The sequence below is a fragment of the Prochlorococcus sp. MIT 0603 genome (genome assembly GCF_000760215.1).
In the GTDB taxonomy this organism is placed as follows: domain Bacteria; phylum Cyanobacteriota; class Cyanobacteriia; order PCC-6307; family Cyanobiaceae; genus Prochlorococcus_E.
Genome location: NZ_JNAW01000002.1, coordinates 469,522 through 486,760, shown reverse-complemented (window position 1 = coordinate 486,760; position 17,239 = coordinate 469,522). Strand labels below are relative to the sequence as shown.

The window sequence follows — 17,239 nt, the reverse complement described above, 5'->3', positions numbered from 1 at the left end:
TCAGATTAATTTCTCGAGATTTTCTTTTATAGTATCCAAGTCTTCTTGAATTAAGTTGTTTTGAGATAAATCAGTTTGAGTTGGATTAGAAGAAGGAGGCTCTAATCCTAAGTTTTTCTGAGGTGGTGAAATAAATAATCTGTCTTCTTCAGTAATAGGTACAAACCCTTTCTGTATAAGACGAGACTCATAACCCGCATCATCACAAAAAATATCAATTTCTTTCTGCTCTATTAATTCTATTGAAGGGTTTGGAAAATCTTGTGCTTCTAAAAGGCCACGATATCTTTCCGCATCGTCTATATCTTCAAACATTAAAACTATAGTTTTACCTTTAATATCAATAGAATGAATACCCTCATGTTCTTTACCTACGTTATAAAGTAAAACATGGACAAGCATTTTTGATCAGAGAGATATGAATACATAATAAATCATTCTTAATTAATTTCATCAAGAGATAATTCTTGCAACCTTTTGTATAACGCTAATTCGGAATCAGTGATATCTTCTGGCAAAACAATAACAATTTCTACTATTTGGTCTCCCGTTAATTCTTCAAATTGAAGTCCACGATTCCTCAATCTTAAGAGTCGACCAGATGATGACTTTGGTGGTACTTGTAAAACAACAGGGCCTTCAAGCGTTGGTATTTCTACACCACAACCAAACAAGGCATCTTGAGGGAATAACTCCAGTCGATACATAACTCTTAGTCCATCTATTCGCAAACCATCCTCAGTTTCAACTCTTATCTGAATAAAGTGATCCTTACCCCCCAAAACAACACCTGGCAAACGAAGTCGCCATCCATCCCCTGCAAAAGGTGGCGTAGAAAATTCAACTATCGTGCCAGTTGATAGCTCGACTTCAACAGTGGTTCCATATAGAGCTTGATCAGGGGTTAATTCTATAGCTGTTTCTAAATCTTCGAGTTGTCTTATTGGAGGTGGCTGAGGTTTAGAAGTAGCAGGTTTTTCATAATCTTCAAAATATGAATCGTCATCAAATTCCTCCTTAAAAGGTATTTCAAGATCAATTGCATCATTTTGATGATGGTTGAGCATCTCATCCGATTGGATTCGTACACCTAAAACAACATCTATAAATTCCTCATAAGAAGGAAAGCCAGTTGAAAATAACTGACTGGGATCCATTGTGTACTCATTTTCCCAAAGTAATCTTTTGTCTGGATCACTAAGAACTTCATAAGCATCTTTTACTAATTTAAAACGTTCCTCTGCATTGGAATCATTAATATTTAGATCTGGATGCCATCTCCTTGCTTCTGACCTAAATGCTCTTTTGATTTCATTAATATCACTGCCAGGCTTAAGCCCTAAAATCGACCAATAATCTGGCTTAGTTGTAGAAGTCATTATCCCAATTATCTATGTCTCGACGAGGGTAATCATTATTCCTTTGTCTATTATTAGGTGGATAATCCCAAGGATCATCATCCCAATAATCATCGGAAAATAATTCATCTTTAAGCGAACCAAATGTATTTTTAATCCCCTGAATTGGGTTGCTATCAGTACGTTTTTCTGATGATATGCGACGATTCAACCCAAACAAAGCTTCTTGTAAAGAAGAAGTGGCCATATCTAATTCAGCCAATTCACTATTGTCAAGACAATCTTGAACATCTCTAAGAGCTATCTCTACAGCTCTTTGCTGCCTTTCAGCTCCATAAGGACCTAGTTCAAGAGCAGCATCTCTTAATCTTCGCTCAGCTTGAGCAATCATTGTTAAAGCATTGTTTTTTTGATCAATAGAAGCGCGTTTTCTTCGGTCAATATCTGCTTTTTCTTTTGCCTCCTGGATTAAGGTATTGACTTCATCTTCATTTAAATTTGAGCCACCATTAATACTTACAGTTTGTTTTCTTCCTGTTGTTCTATCGGTTGCACTAACTTGTAGCAATCCATTTGCATCTATATCGAAAGCAACCTGAACTTGAGGAACACCTCTTGGTGCAGGTGGAATTCCGGATAAGCGAAATTTACCCAAAGATTTATTATCTACAGCTAATTGACGCTCTCCTTGCCAGACATTTATTTCAACAGAGGATTGATTCGATTCCGAAGTGCTAAAAACATCCGATTGCCTTACTGGTATTGGCGTATTTCTAGGAATTAAGACTTTCATAAGACCTCCTACCGTCTCAAGGCCTAATGACAATGGTGTTACATCATTAAGTAAAAGATCACGAAGTTCTCCTGTAAGGATTCCACCTTGAACGGCTGCACCTATAGCAACTACTTCATCTGGATTAACAGATTGAGATGGGTTAATAGGAACTATTGTTTTAACAAGCTGCTGAACCATTGGCATCCTGGTGCTACCACCAACCAAAACAACATCATTAATATCCTCTGCAGTCCAACCAGAATCATTAAGAGCAATCTGAACAGGTTTTAGCAATCGATCAATTAAATCCCTACAAAGGTTCTCAAATATAGTCCTTTCCAAGGTGGTTTCTATATGTAGTGGGCCATTAGAACCTGTTGCTATAAATGGTAAAGAAATAGGCGTGGAATTTAGTCCTGATAATTCTTGTTTAGCTTTTTCCGCTGCCTCACAAAGACGCTGTAATGATTGTCGATCCCTTCTTAAATCAATATTATTTTGTTTTTGAAAATCATCTGCCAACCAATCAACTATCTTTTGATCAAAATCGTTCCCCCCAAGCTGAGTATCACCTGATGTTGCCTTTACATCGAATACTCCGTTAGAGATCCTAAGCAAGGATATATCAAATGTCCCTCCACCAAGATCAAACACCAAAACCCTAGAAGAAGAGCTTTTGTCAAATCCGTATGCTAAAGCAGCTGCTGTAGGTTCATTTAATATACGTTCTACTTTCACTCCAGCTAACAGAGCTGCATCTCTAGTTGCTTGCCGTTGAGAGTCGTCAAAATAAGCAGGGACAGTAATTACAGCAGAATCTATTGTTTCCTCAAGATATTTCTCAGCATCATCAATCAATTTTCTTATGATGCTTCCCATTAATTCCTCTGGCGCATATTCCCTTTCTGTAACAGGACATACAACCCTTACAGATGCTTGCTCATTTGCTCTGACAGTATAGGGAACATTAAGAGTATTCTCTTCAAGTTCATCCCATGATCTTCCAATAAACCTCTTAAGATTTGAAAAAGTGTTCCTTGGGTTAAGAACAAGTTGCCTTCGTGCTTGTTGGCCTACTACTAATTCTGATTCTTTGGTATAGCCAATCACAGAGGGTGTGGTTCGAGAACCTTCTGCATTGGCAATTACAAATGGTCGCCCAGCTTCTAAAACTCCGATAACGGAGTTAGTAGTTCCAAGATCAATGCCAACAATCCTCCCCATAAAAACTTTTATCTATAATTAATTTAACGGTCTTGGGTTAATCAACCAAGGCTTTTTTTAGTAATGCAAAACCTAAAGCAATTTCATTTAAAAACATTTCGACCAGAGAGGCATGCATGACTTAATTTTATAGTGGATATAAAAAGCTGGTGAACCAAGCGAAAAAAGAACAATTCTCATTAAGATTCCGTTCTTCCTTGGAAAAGTGGATAGACTCAAGTTTTAAAAACTTTTCGTTGTCTATGGCTATAATATTAGCCCTTCTTCTAATATCAATATTTGTTGTTGTTTATCTTGAATCCAGAGAGTCAATAGACAGATATGGATTTAACTTTCTTATCACATCAGAGTGGGATCCAGTAAATAGTAAATATGGAGCTTTTACAGCTATATACGGTACTCTGATTACTTCAATTATTGCTCTCTTAGCTGCAATACCATTAGGAGTAGGAACAGCAATACTACTTACAGAGAATATTTTACCAAAGCAATTTTCTGAAGTTATTGGACTAATGATAGAACTATTAGCAGCAATTCCTTCGGTGATATTAGGTCTATGGGCTGTGTTTATTATGGAGCCCTTTCTTCGACCAGTATTTAATTATATACACAATCAATTTGGATGGATACCATTCTTCAGTTCAGAAGCAGTTGGTCCTTCAATAGCACCTGCAATAATAATTCTTGTTGTTATGATACTGCCAATTATTACTTCTATATCAAGGGATTCCCTAGAACAAGTACCTAAAAAATTAAGAGAAGCAGCTTATGGTATTGGTGCATCAAGATGGAGTTCATTATTCAATGTAATACTACCTGCCTCGATATCCGGAATAGCTGGTGGAGTGTTACTTGCATTGGGAAGAGCAATGGGAGAGACCATGGCTGTGACAATGATAATAGGAAATTCTAATAACTTTAGTTGGTCGATATTTGCTCCTGGATATACCATTTCAGCCTTGCTAGCTAATCAATTTGGAGAAGCTGATGGCAGCCAAGTCTCATCTCTAATGTATGCAGCATTTATTTTAATGCTAATGACTCTAATAATTAATATCTTTGCACAATGGCTTGTTAGAAAATTAAGCCTCAAATATTAATCAAGAATGAAAGAAATTAACAATAAAACATTTGTTAAAACACAATCATTGAGATACAGAGCATATAGTTATAGAAGTATTACTAACAAGCTTCTTACATATTGCTCAATTATTTTTACGTTAATATCATTAGTCCCATTAGTTCTTGTTTTATTATATGTCCTGGTCAAGGGATCCTCAGCAATAAGTCTAGATATTCTATTTCTAGAACCCCAACCCCCAGGAGGTGATTTCTCTTCTGCAGGAGGTATAGGCAATGCAATAGTTGGCACAGTAATAGTTACTTCAATTGCGTGTTTATTTTCTATTCCGATTGGTGTTGGAACTGGTATCTATTTAGCAGAATACTCTAACAATTTAAATGTATTTTCAAGGTTTATTAGATTTGGAACTAATGTTTTAGCAGGTGTTCCATCAATAATTGCTGGTGTATTCATTTATGCAATAATTGTTGTCACAAAAGTATTATTTGGGAGTACATTCAGTGCCCTTGCAGGTGCTATGGCTTTATCTATACTTATGCTCCCTATTATTATAAAAACTACCGATGAAGGATTAAAATTAGTCCCTGACGACCTTAGAAGAGGTGCTTTAGGTATAGGAGCATCGAAAAAAACTACTATATTAGAGATAACATTACCTGCTGCTAGAAAGAATATTCTAACAGGAATACTTCTTAGTATAGCAAGAGCATCAGGAGAAACTGCTCCACTTATATTTACAGCATTATTTTCCTATTATCATATATCTAGTATTAATGATATTTTCTTTGAGATTTCATCTTTATCAGTACTTATTTATAATTTTGCCTTAGAACCTTATGCAGCGCAAAACCAACTTGCTTGGGCCGCTTCATGTGTCTTGCTCATAATGATACTATTTATAAATATAATCGCTAAAATGATATCAAGAACTACATACAAATTGTAAAGATATGTCATCAGAGAATAAAACTAAAACAAAAATTGAGCTTGAAAATGTAAGCATTAGTTATGCTGAAAAAGTTGCTGTCAGAAATGTATATTTGAAAATACCTTCTGGTAAAGTTACTGCCCTAATAGGCCCTTCTGGTTGTGGCAAATCAACCATTCTTAGGTCACTTAATAGAATGAATGACCTCATACCGAATTGCTCTCTTAAAGGTAGGGTTTTGTACGAGGGGCAAGATTTATACAACCCTAATATTGATCCAATAGAAGTGAGAAGACGAATAGGCATGGTATTTCAACAGCCAAATCCTTTCCCAAAAAGCATCTATGAAAATATAGCTTTTGGAGCCAGAGTCAATGGATACAAAGGAGATATGGATGAATTGATTGAAAAGTCACTTAAGAAGGCAGCAGTTTGGGATGAATGCAAAGATAAATTAAAAGATAGTGGGTATAGTCTCTCAGGAGGACAGCAACAAAGACTATGCATAGCAAGAACAATAGCAATTGAACCTGATGTAATACTTATGGATGAACCATGCTCAGCACTAGACCCTATATCGACTTTAAAAATTGAAGAAACAATGCATGAATTAAAGAAATCATTTACCATTATTATAGTTACTCATAATATGCAACAAGCCCTTAGAGTTAGTGACATGACAGCCTTTTATAATGCAGAGTCAGGAAGTGGAGGGAAAACTGGGTACTTAGTAGAATTTAGTAACACTAAAAAATTATTTAACAATCCAGATCGAAAAGAAACTAAGGACTATATCGAAGGTAAGTTTGGTTGATATGCAATTAAATAATATCTATTAGAAAAATATGACAAGATTATTCTCATGTTTTAATACGGAGAGGGAGGGATTCGAACCCTCGATAGAGTTGCCCCTATACAGCATTTCCAGTGCTGCGCCTTCGACCGCTCGGCCACCTCTCCTGATGTTCTTTATGAACTTAATAAATCTAGCAGGAACTAAGAGATCAATAATATTAAATATTTGAATACAAACTAATTAACAGGTATTACCTAATGAATAAACGTATTTGCGAACAAGTTGCAAGTGATTCTTGCTTAACAAAAAGAGAATTAGACCGACTCTCCCTAGTATCGCGTAAGGCTAGTGAAATTGGCGGGGGGATATTAATGAAATATTATCGAAAAATTGATTCGATTAATAGCAAGAGTGTTCAAGGTGATCTAGTAACGAATGCAGATATTGAAGCTGAAAAGGAAGTGATTTCATTCCTAAATAGTGAAACACCTGAAATTGGCATATTTGCGGAAGAATCAGGGATTTCTGGTCCTAATACTGATTATATATGGTACATAGATCCATTAGACGGTACAACGAATTATGCACATGGATACCCATTCTTTGCATGTTCTATAGGACTAGCATGGAAAGGAAGGCCTTTACTTGGGTCTATTAGAATTCCATTTTTCAATGAGACTTACTGGGCTTGCCCAGGACTTGGTTCCTTTTGTAATAATGAAAGTCTTTCAGTTTCATCAGTCAAAACACTAAACGAATCTCTACTAGTGACTGGCTTTGCTTACGACAGAAAAACTACACCAGATAATAACTATGCAGAGTTTTGTTGGTTAACAAATAAATCCCATGGTGTTAGAAGAGGTGGATCAGCAGCACTGGACCTAGCATTTATTGCTGCGGGAAGATTAGATGGCTATTGGGAACGAGGCTTGTCCCCATGGGACATTGCCGCTGGAGTACCAATTGTTGAACTGGCAGGAGGAATTGTTAGTGACTATAAAAATAGTACATTCAATCTGAAAACAGGTAGGATTCTTGCCTGCAACCCATATATTCAACAAGAGCTTGTATTTGAACTAAGTAAAGTTAAACCTCTGGAGGCAAAGTCTTTTGGAGGATAATCAACAAACATGAGTCATCAACCACTTACATAATCAAATTAGCAATGCCAATACAAGCTGCCTTTGGGAGTAAAGACCTTAACCCTAAACAGGTTCAAAGGAATCAAGAATTAACATCAAAATTATCCCATTTGTACAAACAATGGGGATACGAAGAAGTGTCCCCACCAAATGTAGAAAGATTAGAAACATTAATTGCTGGAGGGGCCATATCAGACAAAGAGATTGTCAAGATTGTTGCAGATGAACCACTTGGTTTAAGACCAGAAATGACAGCCTCTATAGCCAGAGCAGCTACTACCAGACTTGCTAACAAACAACGTCCACTAAGACTTTGGGCGACCGGTACAGTTTTCAAAAGCAATGAAGACTGTGATGGTAAATATTTAGTGGAAGAACAACTCCAAAGTGGAGTAGAACTAATAGGCATATCAGGTGTTAATGCAGAAGTTGAACTTCTCTATTTGCTTCTAGAGGCTTTAAACATATTAAAGATACGAGATTTAGACAATCCAATACTTTTAATAGGGCATAAATCATTATTCAATTTAATTCTTAAAGACTTAAATGGTAAAGTCACTAAAAATATTGAAAATTTCTTGTCAAATTTTGATCTCATTAATATAGAAAATCATATAACAGATAGCGATGTAAAACAAAAGTTAAAAGAAGTACTTAAAATCCGAGGAAATCCTAAAAATGTTTTGGATAGTTTAGAATCAATATATGGACGAAACAATATATTTAATGAACTTAAACGTCTTTTTAATATAATAGAACCAATTGCTTCTACTCATGGCGTTAAAATTCAACTAGATCCAACTTATTTATCTCATTTTGATTTATATACAGGATTAATTTTTGAGCTAACTTGCAAATATAATTATTGCCCAAAAATTATAGCAAGAGGAGGCAGATATGATGAATTAATAAACATATTTAGTGAAACTAATAAAGAAGAAACAGGTGCTGGCTTTTCATTCTCAATAGACAATATTCGTGAGATGCAAGAAGAAATAAGTAGTATAAAAGATAGACAGGAAAAGGTTCTTATAGCATATAATGATAATAAACTATATCAAGATGCACTTATACTTCAATCTCAATTACATGATAAAGGAGTTATTGCCATGGTTGAACTAAATCCATGTGAAACTAAATCATTAGCAAAAGAAATATCGATCAAAAGAAGCTTCGATAGAGTTGAATGGATATCATAATCAAATGCCGCATTCTATAAAAAGTGATTTATGCGAAGGTATAGCACTTTGTGTTGAAGCATGTCCTGTGGATTGCATTAAGCAAAGGGATGGAAAGAATCAAAAAGGTACAAATTTTTATTTTATTGAATTCTCCAAATGCATTGACTGTGGGGTTTGCTTAGCAGTTTGTCCAATACAAGGTGCGGTAATACCTGAAGAAAGAGCTAACGAGCAAAAAACGTATAAATAAAATTGTTCGGTGAATACCCCAGCTAAGTTTAATATGCTAATTAAAATGAAATAAGCAATACCAATCTAAATTTTAAGACCATGGCAGTAATCGAAGAAGGACAGATTCAGATACATACTGAAAATATATTCCCTATTATAAAAAAAGCAGTTTATTCAGATCATGAAATATTTCTAAGAGAACTTATCAGCAATGCAGTAGATGCAATAAGTAAAAGAAGAATGGCTTCTCTAGCTGGAGACTGTGAGTCATCAGATGAAGGAAGAATAGATATAACTATTGATAAAGAGCAGAAATCTATTAGATTTTCTGATAATGGAATTGGTATGACTTCTGATGAAGTCAAGAAGTATATTAATCAAGTCGCATTTTCAAGTGCAGAAGAATTCCTAAAAAAATACGAACAATCTGAAGAAGGCATAATAGGTCATTTTGGTTTAGGTTTTTACTCGAGTTTTATGGTAGCTGAGAATGTTGAGATTATTACTAAATCGGCAGTTAAAGATTCTACTTCCGTAAAGTGGAAATGTGATGGCTCTCCTAAGTTTAGCCTAGAGAAAACAGAAAGGGAAGATATTGGAACAGATATAATTTTATATTTAATGGAAGAAGAAATGGAATATATAGAACCAGAAAGAATAAAAAATTTAGTCAGAAAATACTGTGATTTTATGCCTATAGATATATACCTATCTGGCGAGTCTATAAATAAGAGAGTTGCCCCATGGCGAAAAAATTCAAATGAAATGGAAGATAAAGATTATATTGATTTCTATAATTATTTATATCCCTTTCAAGGTGACCCTCTTTTTTGGGTTCATTTAAATACAGATTATCCTTATAATCTGCAAGGTATATTATATTTTCCAAAAATAAGTGGCAGAGCCGATTGGGAAACTGGTGAAATTAAATTGTATAGCAATCAAGTATTTGTTAGTGATTCAATTAAAGAAGTTGTTCCAAGGTATCTATTACCCCTAAGAGGAGTATTAGATTCAACTGACATACCTCTAAACGTAAGCAGAAGTGCTTTACAGTCAAACAGGAAAGTAAGATCTATAGGTAATTTTATTTCAAAGAAAATCGCCTCAAAGCTAAAAAATCTTAAGGAAGATGAAGCAAAATTTTATGCAAATGCATGGGATTCAATTGCACCATTTATTAAGATTGGAGCGATGGAGGATGAGAAATTTGGCGAGCAAGTAGACGACTTAATTATCTACAGAACAACTAGAGAAAATAGTTTTTCTGAGGATGATTCTATAATATCAAATGATAATAAATACTATACTTCTATAAAAGATTACATAGAAAGAGTAAGTAAAGAAGAAAATTCTGAAGACATCAAAATACTATATTGCACGGATGAAATAGCACAAGCCAATCCTCTAGCTTTATGGAAATCGCAAGGTTTTGAAGTGTTATTAGCTGACACTGTTATAGATTCTCAATTTATACCCTGGATAGAGTCTAAAAAAGAAAAAGTGTTATTTCAGAGAGTTGATTCAGAAATAGAAGACCAAGAAAAAGACAAAAATCCTGAGATAACTAATTTGGAAGGAGAAAACAAAACAGAAGCTCTAAAAGAAATGATAGAAAAATCTTTAGAAAATACAAAAGTTACAGTTCAGATTAAAGAATTAAAAACCAATAGTGATGTTCCAGCAATGATTCTTTTACCAGAGCAACTTAGACGGATAACTGATATGGGCGCACTAATGGAACAAAAGCTACCTGGGCTGCCTGACAGTCATGTTCTTTTAATTAACAAATGCCATCCCATGATCAAAGGCTTAGAAAAGCTTAAAGCAAGTTCAATCATTATTGGGACTGATGGAAACTCTCAAAATCAAAACCTTATAAAAGAAATCTCGATTCATCTTTATGAGATGGCCTGTTTAAGCATAGGTGGGTTAGATCCAAGCAAGATGTCAGGCTTTCAAAAAAGGAGTGCTGATCTTATGGGGAAATTAATCTCAAAAATAGTTTAGAGAAACACAGTTTGATATTATTAAGATAATCCACTTTAGATTTATAAAACCCAGCAATGTCTAGAGTCTGCGAACTATCTGGAACAAAAGCTAATAATGGCATGGCCGTTAGCCACTCCCACATACGTACCAAAAAATTACAACAGGCAAATCTTCAGAAACGACGCCTCTGGTGGGAAGAGGGCAAAAAATGGTTAAATCTTCGTATATCCACTCGCACTTTAAAATCTATCCAAAAGAAAGGCTTAGATTCTTATGCTAAGTCGCAAGGAATAGATTTAAATAAGCTATAATTAGTAAATATCTATTTATTAATTTAAAGCTTATTTAAGAATGATATATATATTGCAAAGATTTATAGTAACAATAATAGCCATAATACTAGTACTTACCCCTCAAGCTATGTTGGCTTCTACCCAAGATATTCTAAATATAAATAAGGTAGCACCAGTTTTTAATTTACAAGGCTACAATAATATAGATAAGGGTAAATTCAATTGGTCATTAACAGATTTTAAAGGCAAATGGATAGTATTATACTTCTACCCACAAGATTCAACTCCAGGTTGTACTATAGAAGCCAAAAAATTTGAGGAATTAAGTAATAAATTTGACAACCAGAATGCCTTGATAGTAGGGATCAGTAACAATTCAATGGAAAGTCACATAAGCTTCTGTGATGATCAGAATCTTCATCTAACGCTACTATCAGACACAGATGGCATAGTAAGTAAGAAATATTCCTCATGGCAAGATTCTTATTCTAAAAGAAATACTTTTTTAATAGATCCAAATGGAATAATCAAATATAGTTGGCAAAATGTAAATGCAAGCAAACATCCAAAAGAAGTATTGAATGAACTACTAAAGCAAAGAGAAATTTAATCAGTGCATTCTCTTTCAACCCCTACATGGTTTATACATATCCTTACTCTTATAGAATGGATATTGGCTATAATTTTAATTGCTCAAATTTCCGCACGAGAAAAGATTTATAGGAATCTTATTTGGTTAGCTTTTGCAATGCTTCCTAATCTGGCAAGTGCCATGGCAGCAATAACATGGCATGTATATGATAATTCAACAACTTTATATGGACTGGTATACATACAAGCTCTTCTTACTTTTATAGGTAATTGTTGCTTAGCAATAGCCGCCTGGAAAATCGTTTCAATAGAAAGGGAAGCTATAGAATGACAATGAAGGATTTTTTCTTACTCCTAGGGACACTAGACCCAGGACCATTATTTGTTATATCGCTCTTCCCTTACCTGATTTTTCTATATTGGGCCCAAAAAGCTAGCTCTATTCCAAAAATTGCTTTATTGGGATTTAGATTTACTCTAATTTTTGTTGGCGTGACAATAGCTTTTTCAATATTTGCACAAGTGAAATATGGCCTAGAGCTAACTGATATAGATCCTTTACATGGGTCAGCAGAAGCATTTTTAGCAGTTAGTGACGCCTTAGTAGTTTTCGGTTTCCTTGGATTGCTTAAGAAAACAAGTGAATAACTTTTACGAGGTGAGCAATTATTGTGGTCAAATGTGCTTTATCAAGGAGAATAATAAAGTCGCATCTAATGTGTTAATGATTACAACGCTATTGGCTTCTGCTGCTCCAGTTACATTTCATTGGTCACCCAAGTGTGCTGTAGTAATGATTTTGTGCAATGTTCTTGCTTATGCCATAGCTAGAGCTAACATTGCAAAGCCAAACGAAGGGTTTGAAATACCCAACTCTAAATTCTTTGGCGGAATGAGTCATGCATCTGTTGTTGCAGCTAATTGCTTAGGTCACATTCTTGGAATTGGTTCAATTTTAGGTTTAGCAGCAAGAGGTGTTCTTTAATCAAAGAGTATTAGGATTATTCAATAAAATAAAAAAATATTTTAGCCGTAGTTATTGAGCAAATAACTTAGTAGATTTAGTTAGTATATAAAGTACTTATACTAAGATATCTATTTCTATTAATATAACTAATTATGAGTAATTAGTTATATTAATAGGATTTATTTATATTGATTTAGAGCTTGAATTACTAATAAATAGCGAATCTGAATTATCCCAACCAAAACGTTTTCTAATAGTTTTACTCATCTGATCTGGAGTTAATCCTAAGTCTTCCTTACTTTGTTGAGGGCTCGCATGATGAACAAGCTTATCCGGGATGCCAATCCTCAATGTAGATACATGTAAATCTTGGTCTGCAAATGATTCAACAATGGCGGAACCAAAACCACCAAGCAAAGTACCTTCTTCCATTGTTACAACCTTTCCTATTCTTCTAGCTAATGGGTGAATTAAGGCTTGATCTAAAGGTCTTAAAAACCTGGCATTTATAACAGTCGATGAAACACCAGCATTTTTTAAAATCAATGACGTTTTGACTGCAGGAGCAACCATTGCTCCATAAGCAAGTATTAATAAATCATCGCCTTCTTCAAGGATTTCACCTCTACCTATTTTCAAAGGATCCCATCCTTCCTCCATAAGAGTCACACCCTCTCCAGGACCTCTAGGGATCCGTAAAGCAGTTGGGCCATCGTGGTCTAGACAAGTTACTAGCATTCTCTGCAGTTCTGCTTCATCCTTTGGGGCCATAACGGTGAAATTAGGTATAGACCTGAAATAACTTATGTCATATTGACCTTGATGCGTAGGGCCATCAGCCCCTACTATCCCAGCCCTATCAAGGACAAAGGTCACAGGTAAATTTTGTATCCCTACATCATGGATTAATTGATCGAATGCTCGTTGTAGAAAAGTACTATAAATAGCACATACTGGCTTTAATCCTTCACAAGCCATACCTGCCGCAAGTGTAACTGCATGCTGCTCAGCAATGCCAACATCAACATATTGTTCAGGTATAGCTTTTTGAAGGAGATCCAAACCTGTGCCTGTAGCCATAGCTGCAGTGATACCCATAACATTACTGTTTTGCTCACAGATTTTGACTAATGTCTGACCAAACACCTTGCTATAACTAGGCGGCTTGGGGGTCTTCGATGGGATGGATTTACCTGTAGTTAAATCAAATGCAGATTGTGCGTGATAACCAACTTGATCTGCTTCTGCATATGGATAGCCTTTCCCTTTAGTAGTGGCGACATGTACTAGAACTGGTCCACCAATTCTATGAGCTGCTTGAAATGTTCTGGTCATTTGAGAAATATCATGACCATCAATAGGGCCCATATAGGTAAAACCTAATTCTTCAAAAACAGCCCCAACTTTTGGTACAGCAAGCCTTTTTACACTTCCAGTTAATGACTTAATCTCTTGGGGTATCTCCTTACCTAAGAATGGGATGTTTTGTACTCCTTCTTTAACGCTATCTGAAATAAACTGAATAGGAGCACTATGTCTCATACGATTTAAATGCGTAGATAGAGCCCCTACTGGGGGAGAAATAGACATGTCATTATCATTAAGCACTACTAAAAAGGGCGTATTGGGCAAATGTCCAGCATGATTAATTGCCTCTAAAGCCATTCCTCCAGTAAGAGCACCATCTCCAATAACTGCAACACATTTAAAGTCCTTACCTTGTCGATCTCTTGCTAATGCCATTCCAAGAGCTGCTGAAATTGAAGTGCTTGCATGCCCTGCTCCAAAATGGTCAAAGGAACTCTCTGTCTGTTTTAAATAACCGGCCACGCCATTTTGTTGCCTTAATGAATCAAAATCTGAATAACGTCCTGTAATTAATTTATGAGGATATGCCTGATGACCTACATCCCAACAAACCTTGTCGACATCAAGATCTAATGTCTGATAGAGAGCAAGAGTTAATTCAACAACACCAAGCCCTGGGCCTAAATGTCCACCACTTGTTGAAACAACCTGAAGATGCCTTTCCCTAATTTGGCAAGCAATGTCTTCAAGTTGAGCTGTTGTCAAACCATGTAATTGGTTAGGATGGCTAACTTCGCTCAGACGCATAACCGTAAGAGTTATTTATAACAATCTACGGTGTTTCTCTCCATTTCGAAGAAATTATTACCTAATCGAAAATGGAATTACAAAACTTTTGTCACAAAAACTGCAAGAATCGATAACTATGGAGGACATTCTACAAAAAATCCTTACAGCTAACGTTTATGACGTAGCCATAGAAACCCCCCTAGACAAAGCGAAAAAGCTAAGTAAAAGGTTTGAAAACAGTATTTGGTTTAAGAGAGAAGATTTGCAACCAGTCTTTTCCTTTAAGTTACGAGGTGCATACAACAGAATGTCTCGTCTTACAAAAAAAGAACGTGATACAGGCGTAATTGCATCCAGTGCTGGAAATCATGCCCAAGGAGTAGCTCTAAGTGCATCCTATTTAAATTGCAGAGCTGTGATAGTGATGCCAATAACAACTCCACCGGTAAAAATCGCCTCCGTTCGATCCTTTAATGCTGAAGTGATCCTTCATGGTGATACATATGATGAGGCCTATCAAGAAGCAATAAGACTAAGCAAAGAACAAAAACTTGTATTTATTCATCCTTTTGATGATGCAGAAGTAATTGCTGGGCAAGGAACAATTGGGGTTGAGATCGTTAGACAAATAGAGAGTCCTCCATTTGCTATTTATATTGCAGTAGGTGGTGGAGGTCTAATAGGAGGAATAGCAACTTATATAAAAAATCTTTGGCCACAGGTCAAAATAATTGGTGTTGAGCCTGAGGATGCTTGTGCAATGACACAATCATTAAAAGCCAAGAAAAGAATTCAACTAAATGAAATAGGTCTTTTTGCTGATGGTGTTGCAGTAAAACAAGTTGGAGAAATAACCTTTGATTTAGCTAGTAAATATGTCGACCGAATGATCACGGTTAAGACAGATGAAATATGTGCTGCAATGAAAGACTTTTATGAAGATACAAGATCGATTCTTGAACCTGCTGGAGCATTAGCGATTGCAGGATTAAAGCTAGATATCTGCAAAAATAATATCCATAATGAAAATTTAATCGCCGTAACATGTGGTGCAAATATGAATTTCGAAAGGCTCAGATTTGTTGCAGAAAGATCAGTTATTGGAGAAGAAAAAGAAGCGATGATTGCAGTAGAAATCCCAGAAAAAGCCGGGAGTTTAAAGTTTCTTTGCAAGGTAATAGGCAATAGAAATCTTACTGAATTTAGTTATCGCATGTCTAATAAAGATTCGGCCGATATTTTCATAGGAGTTGAGGTTGAGAATAAAAATGATCGTTTATTATTTATAGATAAAATCAGAAATTCGGGATTTAAATGTATAGATTTAACTGATGATGAATTCTCAAAAATGCATTTAAGATATATGGTAGGAGGAAGACTGCCAGAAACAAATAATATCTCGACCAACTCTTACAAAGAGCTTCTTTATAGATTTGAATTTCCAGAACGGCCTGGAGCCTTAATGAGATTCCTTGAAGCTATGAGGCCTAATTGGAGTATTAGCATCTTTCACTATAGGAATCATGGTGCTGATATTGGCAGGATAATTGTAGGTGTATTAGTTCAGAAAAATGATTTTCACAATTGGGAGAAGTTTCTAAAAGACATTGGTTACAAAAACTGGCAAGAAACGACAAATCCTGCCTACAAACTTTTTCTAGGTGCAAACATTGAAAATTCAGGTTAAGTTGTAGGACAAGAGTTACTAAGCTAGCTATCACCAACCTTGCCTCTACCAAAGATATTGCCTCAACACTAGATATCTCATTGCCTGCAACAATTGAGGCTACTCTTTATCTTAAAGGGAAGCCTCTAACTATTACAGAGATTTCAGAAATATTAAATGAGCCAAAAGAATCTATCGAACAGGCTTTGTTTGCACTAATGGCTGAGTACTCTCAAAGAGATACTGCATTAGAGATAAAGGAAAAGGATAATAAATATGGTCTTCAATTAAGACAAGGTCTTGGGGAACTTGTACAAAATCTTCTTCCAGTAGATATTTCAGGCGCTTCCCTTAGAACCCTTGCAACAATTGCTCTGAAAAAGAGAATCTTACAATCTGACCTTGTTGAGCTAAGAGGATCTGGAGCATATGAGCACATAAAAGAACTTGTTGCTATGAATTTTGTAGAACGAAAAAGACAACGTGAAGGAAGGTCCTTCTGGTTAACCCTTTCTGAAAAGTTCCATCAGACATTTACAGTAATTCCTGATATAAAAGTACCAGAAAACAAAAAAGCAGCTTAAAATAAGCTTTTAAATTAAAAATGCAAACTGTTATCTCGAATATCTTCGCTGTACTCAGTCAAACCATATTAATATACTCATACATTCTAATTTTAAGAGTACTACTTACATGGTTCCCTAATCTAGACTGGAGCAACCCAGTACTAAGCAATATAAGCGCTATTACAGATCCATACTTGAATTTATTTAGAGGCATAATACCAGCAATAGGAGGGCTTGATATATCACCAATACTAGCGTTTATTGTTCTAAACGTTACTGAATCACTCTTAACTAATTTAAGATTTGCTTTTCTAAATAGCAGCTTAATAAGTAATATAGGTTAATCAT

Annotated in this window: 19 protein-coding genes and 1 tRNA gene; 15 read left to right on the top strand and 5 right to left on the bottom strand. The window is 35.4% G+C overall.

Annotated elements, in window-relative coordinates; genetic code table 11:
* From EV07_RS04415 to dnaK, 3 genes are read right to left on the bottom strand one after another with little or no spacing between them, the layout of a single operon-like run.
* Entirely contained in the window at window positions 1–402 is a 402-nt protein-coding gene (locus EV07_RS04415) for a DUF3110 domain-containing protein (protein ID WP_036917667.1), read from the bottom strand.
* Window positions 403–440: 38 nt separating this feature from the next.
* Window positions 441–1,379, bottom strand: a complete 939-nt coding sequence (locus tag EV07_RS04410) for a DnaJ domain-containing protein (protein WP_036917663.1) — start codon at window positions 1,377–1,379, stop codon at window positions 441–443.
* Entirely contained in the window at window positions 1,363–3,357 is a 1,995-nt protein-coding gene (gene dnaK / locus EV07_RS04405) for a molecular chaperone DnaK (RefSeq protein WP_036917661.1), read from the bottom strand. The genes EV07_RS04410 and dnaK overlap by 17 nt, the downstream gene beginning before the upstream one ends.
* Before the next feature lie 149 nt (window positions 3,358–3,506).
* Between dnaK and pstC the strand changes: the two genes are divergently transcribed.
* From pstC to pstB, 3 genes are read left to right on the top strand one after another with little or no spacing between them, the layout of a single operon-like run.
* The gene (pstC, locus tag EV07_RS04400; RefSeq protein WP_036917659.1) at window positions 3,507–4,457 is read left to right on the top strand and encodes a phosphate ABC transporter permease subunit PstC; all 951 of its coding nucleotides are present in this window, start codon (window positions 3,507–3,509) and stop codon (window positions 4,455–4,457) included.
* A gap of 6 nt (window positions 4,458–4,463) precedes the next feature.
* Complete coding sequence (gene pstA / locus EV07_RS04395) at window positions 4,464–5,387, top strand: phosphate ABC transporter permease PstA (RefSeq protein WP_052043875.1); 924 nt, start codon at window positions 4,464–4,466, stop codon at window positions 5,385–5,387.
* A 4-nt stretch (window positions 5,388–5,391) separates the two neighbouring features.
* Window positions 5,392–6,183: a phosphate ABC transporter ATP-binding protein PstB gene (gene pstB / locus EV07_RS04390; protein ID WP_036917656.1), complete on the top strand. Its 792-nt coding sequence runs from the start codon at window positions 5,392–5,394 to the stop codon at window positions 6,181–6,183.
* A gap of 59 nt (window positions 6,184–6,242) precedes the next feature.
* Here the strand turns inward: pstB and EV07_RS04385 are convergent.
* A tRNA-Ser gene (locus EV07_RS04385) sits at window positions 6,243–6,329 on the bottom strand.
* Between the two features lie 93 nt (window positions 6,330–6,422).
* On the opposite strand from EV07_RS04385, the gene EV07_RS04380 reads away from it, so the two are divergent.
* The 9 genes from EV07_RS04380 to psaK all read left to right on the top strand — a co-directional run bounded on the left by EV07_RS04380 (window position 6,423) and on the right by psaK (window position 12,580).
* Window positions 6,423–7,286, top strand: coding sequence for an inositol monophosphatase family protein (locus tag EV07_RS04380; protein WP_036917654.1), 864 nt, complete (start codon window positions 6,423–6,425; stop codon window positions 7,284–7,286).
* A gap of 44 nt (window positions 7,287–7,330) precedes the next feature.
* On the top strand, window positions 7,331–8,506 hold the full coding sequence (locus tag EV07_RS04375; protein ID WP_036917652.1) for an ATP phosphoribosyltransferase regulatory subunit: 1,176 nt from the start codon (window positions 7,331–7,333) through the stop codon (window positions 8,504–8,506).
* Between the two features lie 4 nt (window positions 8,507–8,510).
* Complete coding sequence (locus EV07_RS04370) at window positions 8,511–8,738, top strand: indolepyruvate ferredoxin oxidoreductase subunit alpha (RefSeq protein ID WP_036918250.1); 228 nt, start codon at window positions 8,511–8,513, stop codon at window positions 8,736–8,738.
* An 80-nt stretch (window positions 8,739–8,818) separates the two neighbouring features.
* A complete protein-coding gene (gene htpG, locus EV07_RS04365; RefSeq protein ID WP_036917650.1) occupies window positions 8,819–10,729 on the top strand; it encodes a molecular chaperone HtpG in 1,911 nt (636 codons plus the stop codon).
* Between the two features lie 56 nt (window positions 10,730–10,785).
* Window positions 10,786–11,022: a 50S ribosomal protein L28 gene (gene rpmB, locus EV07_RS04360; RefSeq protein WP_036917648.1), complete on the top strand. Its 237-nt coding sequence runs from the start codon at window positions 10,786–10,788 to the stop codon at window positions 11,020–11,022.
* 52 nt (window positions 11,023–11,074) lie between these two features.
* Window positions 11,075–11,614 (top strand): peroxiredoxin, encoded by a 540-nt coding sequence (locus EV07_RS04355; protein ID WP_241433995.1) that lies wholly within the window; start codon window positions 11,075–11,077, stop codon window positions 11,612–11,614.
* A gap of 3 nt (window positions 11,615–11,617) precedes the next feature.
* Entirely contained in the window at window positions 11,618–11,926 is a 309-nt protein-coding gene (locus EV07_RS04350; RefSeq protein WP_036917642.1) for a DUF2499 domain-containing protein, read from the top strand.
* Between the two features lie 2 nt (window positions 11,927–11,928).
* On the top strand, window positions 11,929–12,243 hold the full coding sequence (locus tag EV07_RS04345) for a DUF3593 domain-containing protein (protein ID WP_152557542.1): 315 nt from the start codon (window positions 11,929–11,931) through the stop codon (window positions 12,241–12,243).
* A 76-nt stretch (window positions 12,244–12,319) separates the two neighbouring features.
* Window positions 12,320–12,580, top strand: coding sequence for a photosystem I reaction center subunit PsaK (psaK, locus tag EV07_RS04340; RefSeq protein WP_036918249.1), 261 nt, complete (start codon window positions 12,320–12,322; stop codon window positions 12,578–12,580).
* 165 nt (window positions 12,581–12,745) lie between these two features.
* Here the strand turns inward: psaK and dxs are convergent, their stop codons facing one another.
* Window positions 12,746–14,677 (bottom strand): 1-deoxy-D-xylulose-5-phosphate synthase, encoded by a 1,932-nt coding sequence (dxs, locus tag EV07_RS04335; protein WP_036917638.1) that lies wholly within the window; start codon window positions 14,675–14,677, stop codon window positions 12,746–12,748.
* A gap of 118 nt (window positions 14,678–14,795) precedes the next feature.
* Between dxs and ilvA the strand changes: the two genes are divergently transcribed.
* From ilvA to EV07_RS04320, 3 genes are all read left to right on the top strand, one after another.
* Window positions 14,796–16,346 carry a threonine ammonia-lyase, biosynthetic gene (gene ilvA / locus EV07_RS04330; protein ID WP_036917636.1) on the top strand — a complete coding sequence of 517 codons (1,551 nt, stop codon included), beginning with the start codon at window positions 14,796–14,798 and terminating at the stop codon, window positions 16,344–16,346.
* 80 nt (window positions 16,347–16,426) lie between these two features.
* A complete protein-coding gene (scpB, locus tag EV07_RS04325; protein ID WP_152557541.1) occupies window positions 16,427–16,909 on the top strand; it encodes an SMC-Scp complex subunit ScpB in 483 nt (160 codons plus the stop codon).
* A 20-nt stretch (window positions 16,910–16,929) separates the two neighbouring features.
* Complete coding sequence (locus EV07_RS04320) at window positions 16,930–17,235, top strand: YggT family protein (RefSeq protein WP_036917632.1); 306 nt, start codon at window positions 16,930–16,932, stop codon at window positions 17,233–17,235.
* Window positions 17,236–17,239 lie beyond the last annotated feature (4 nt).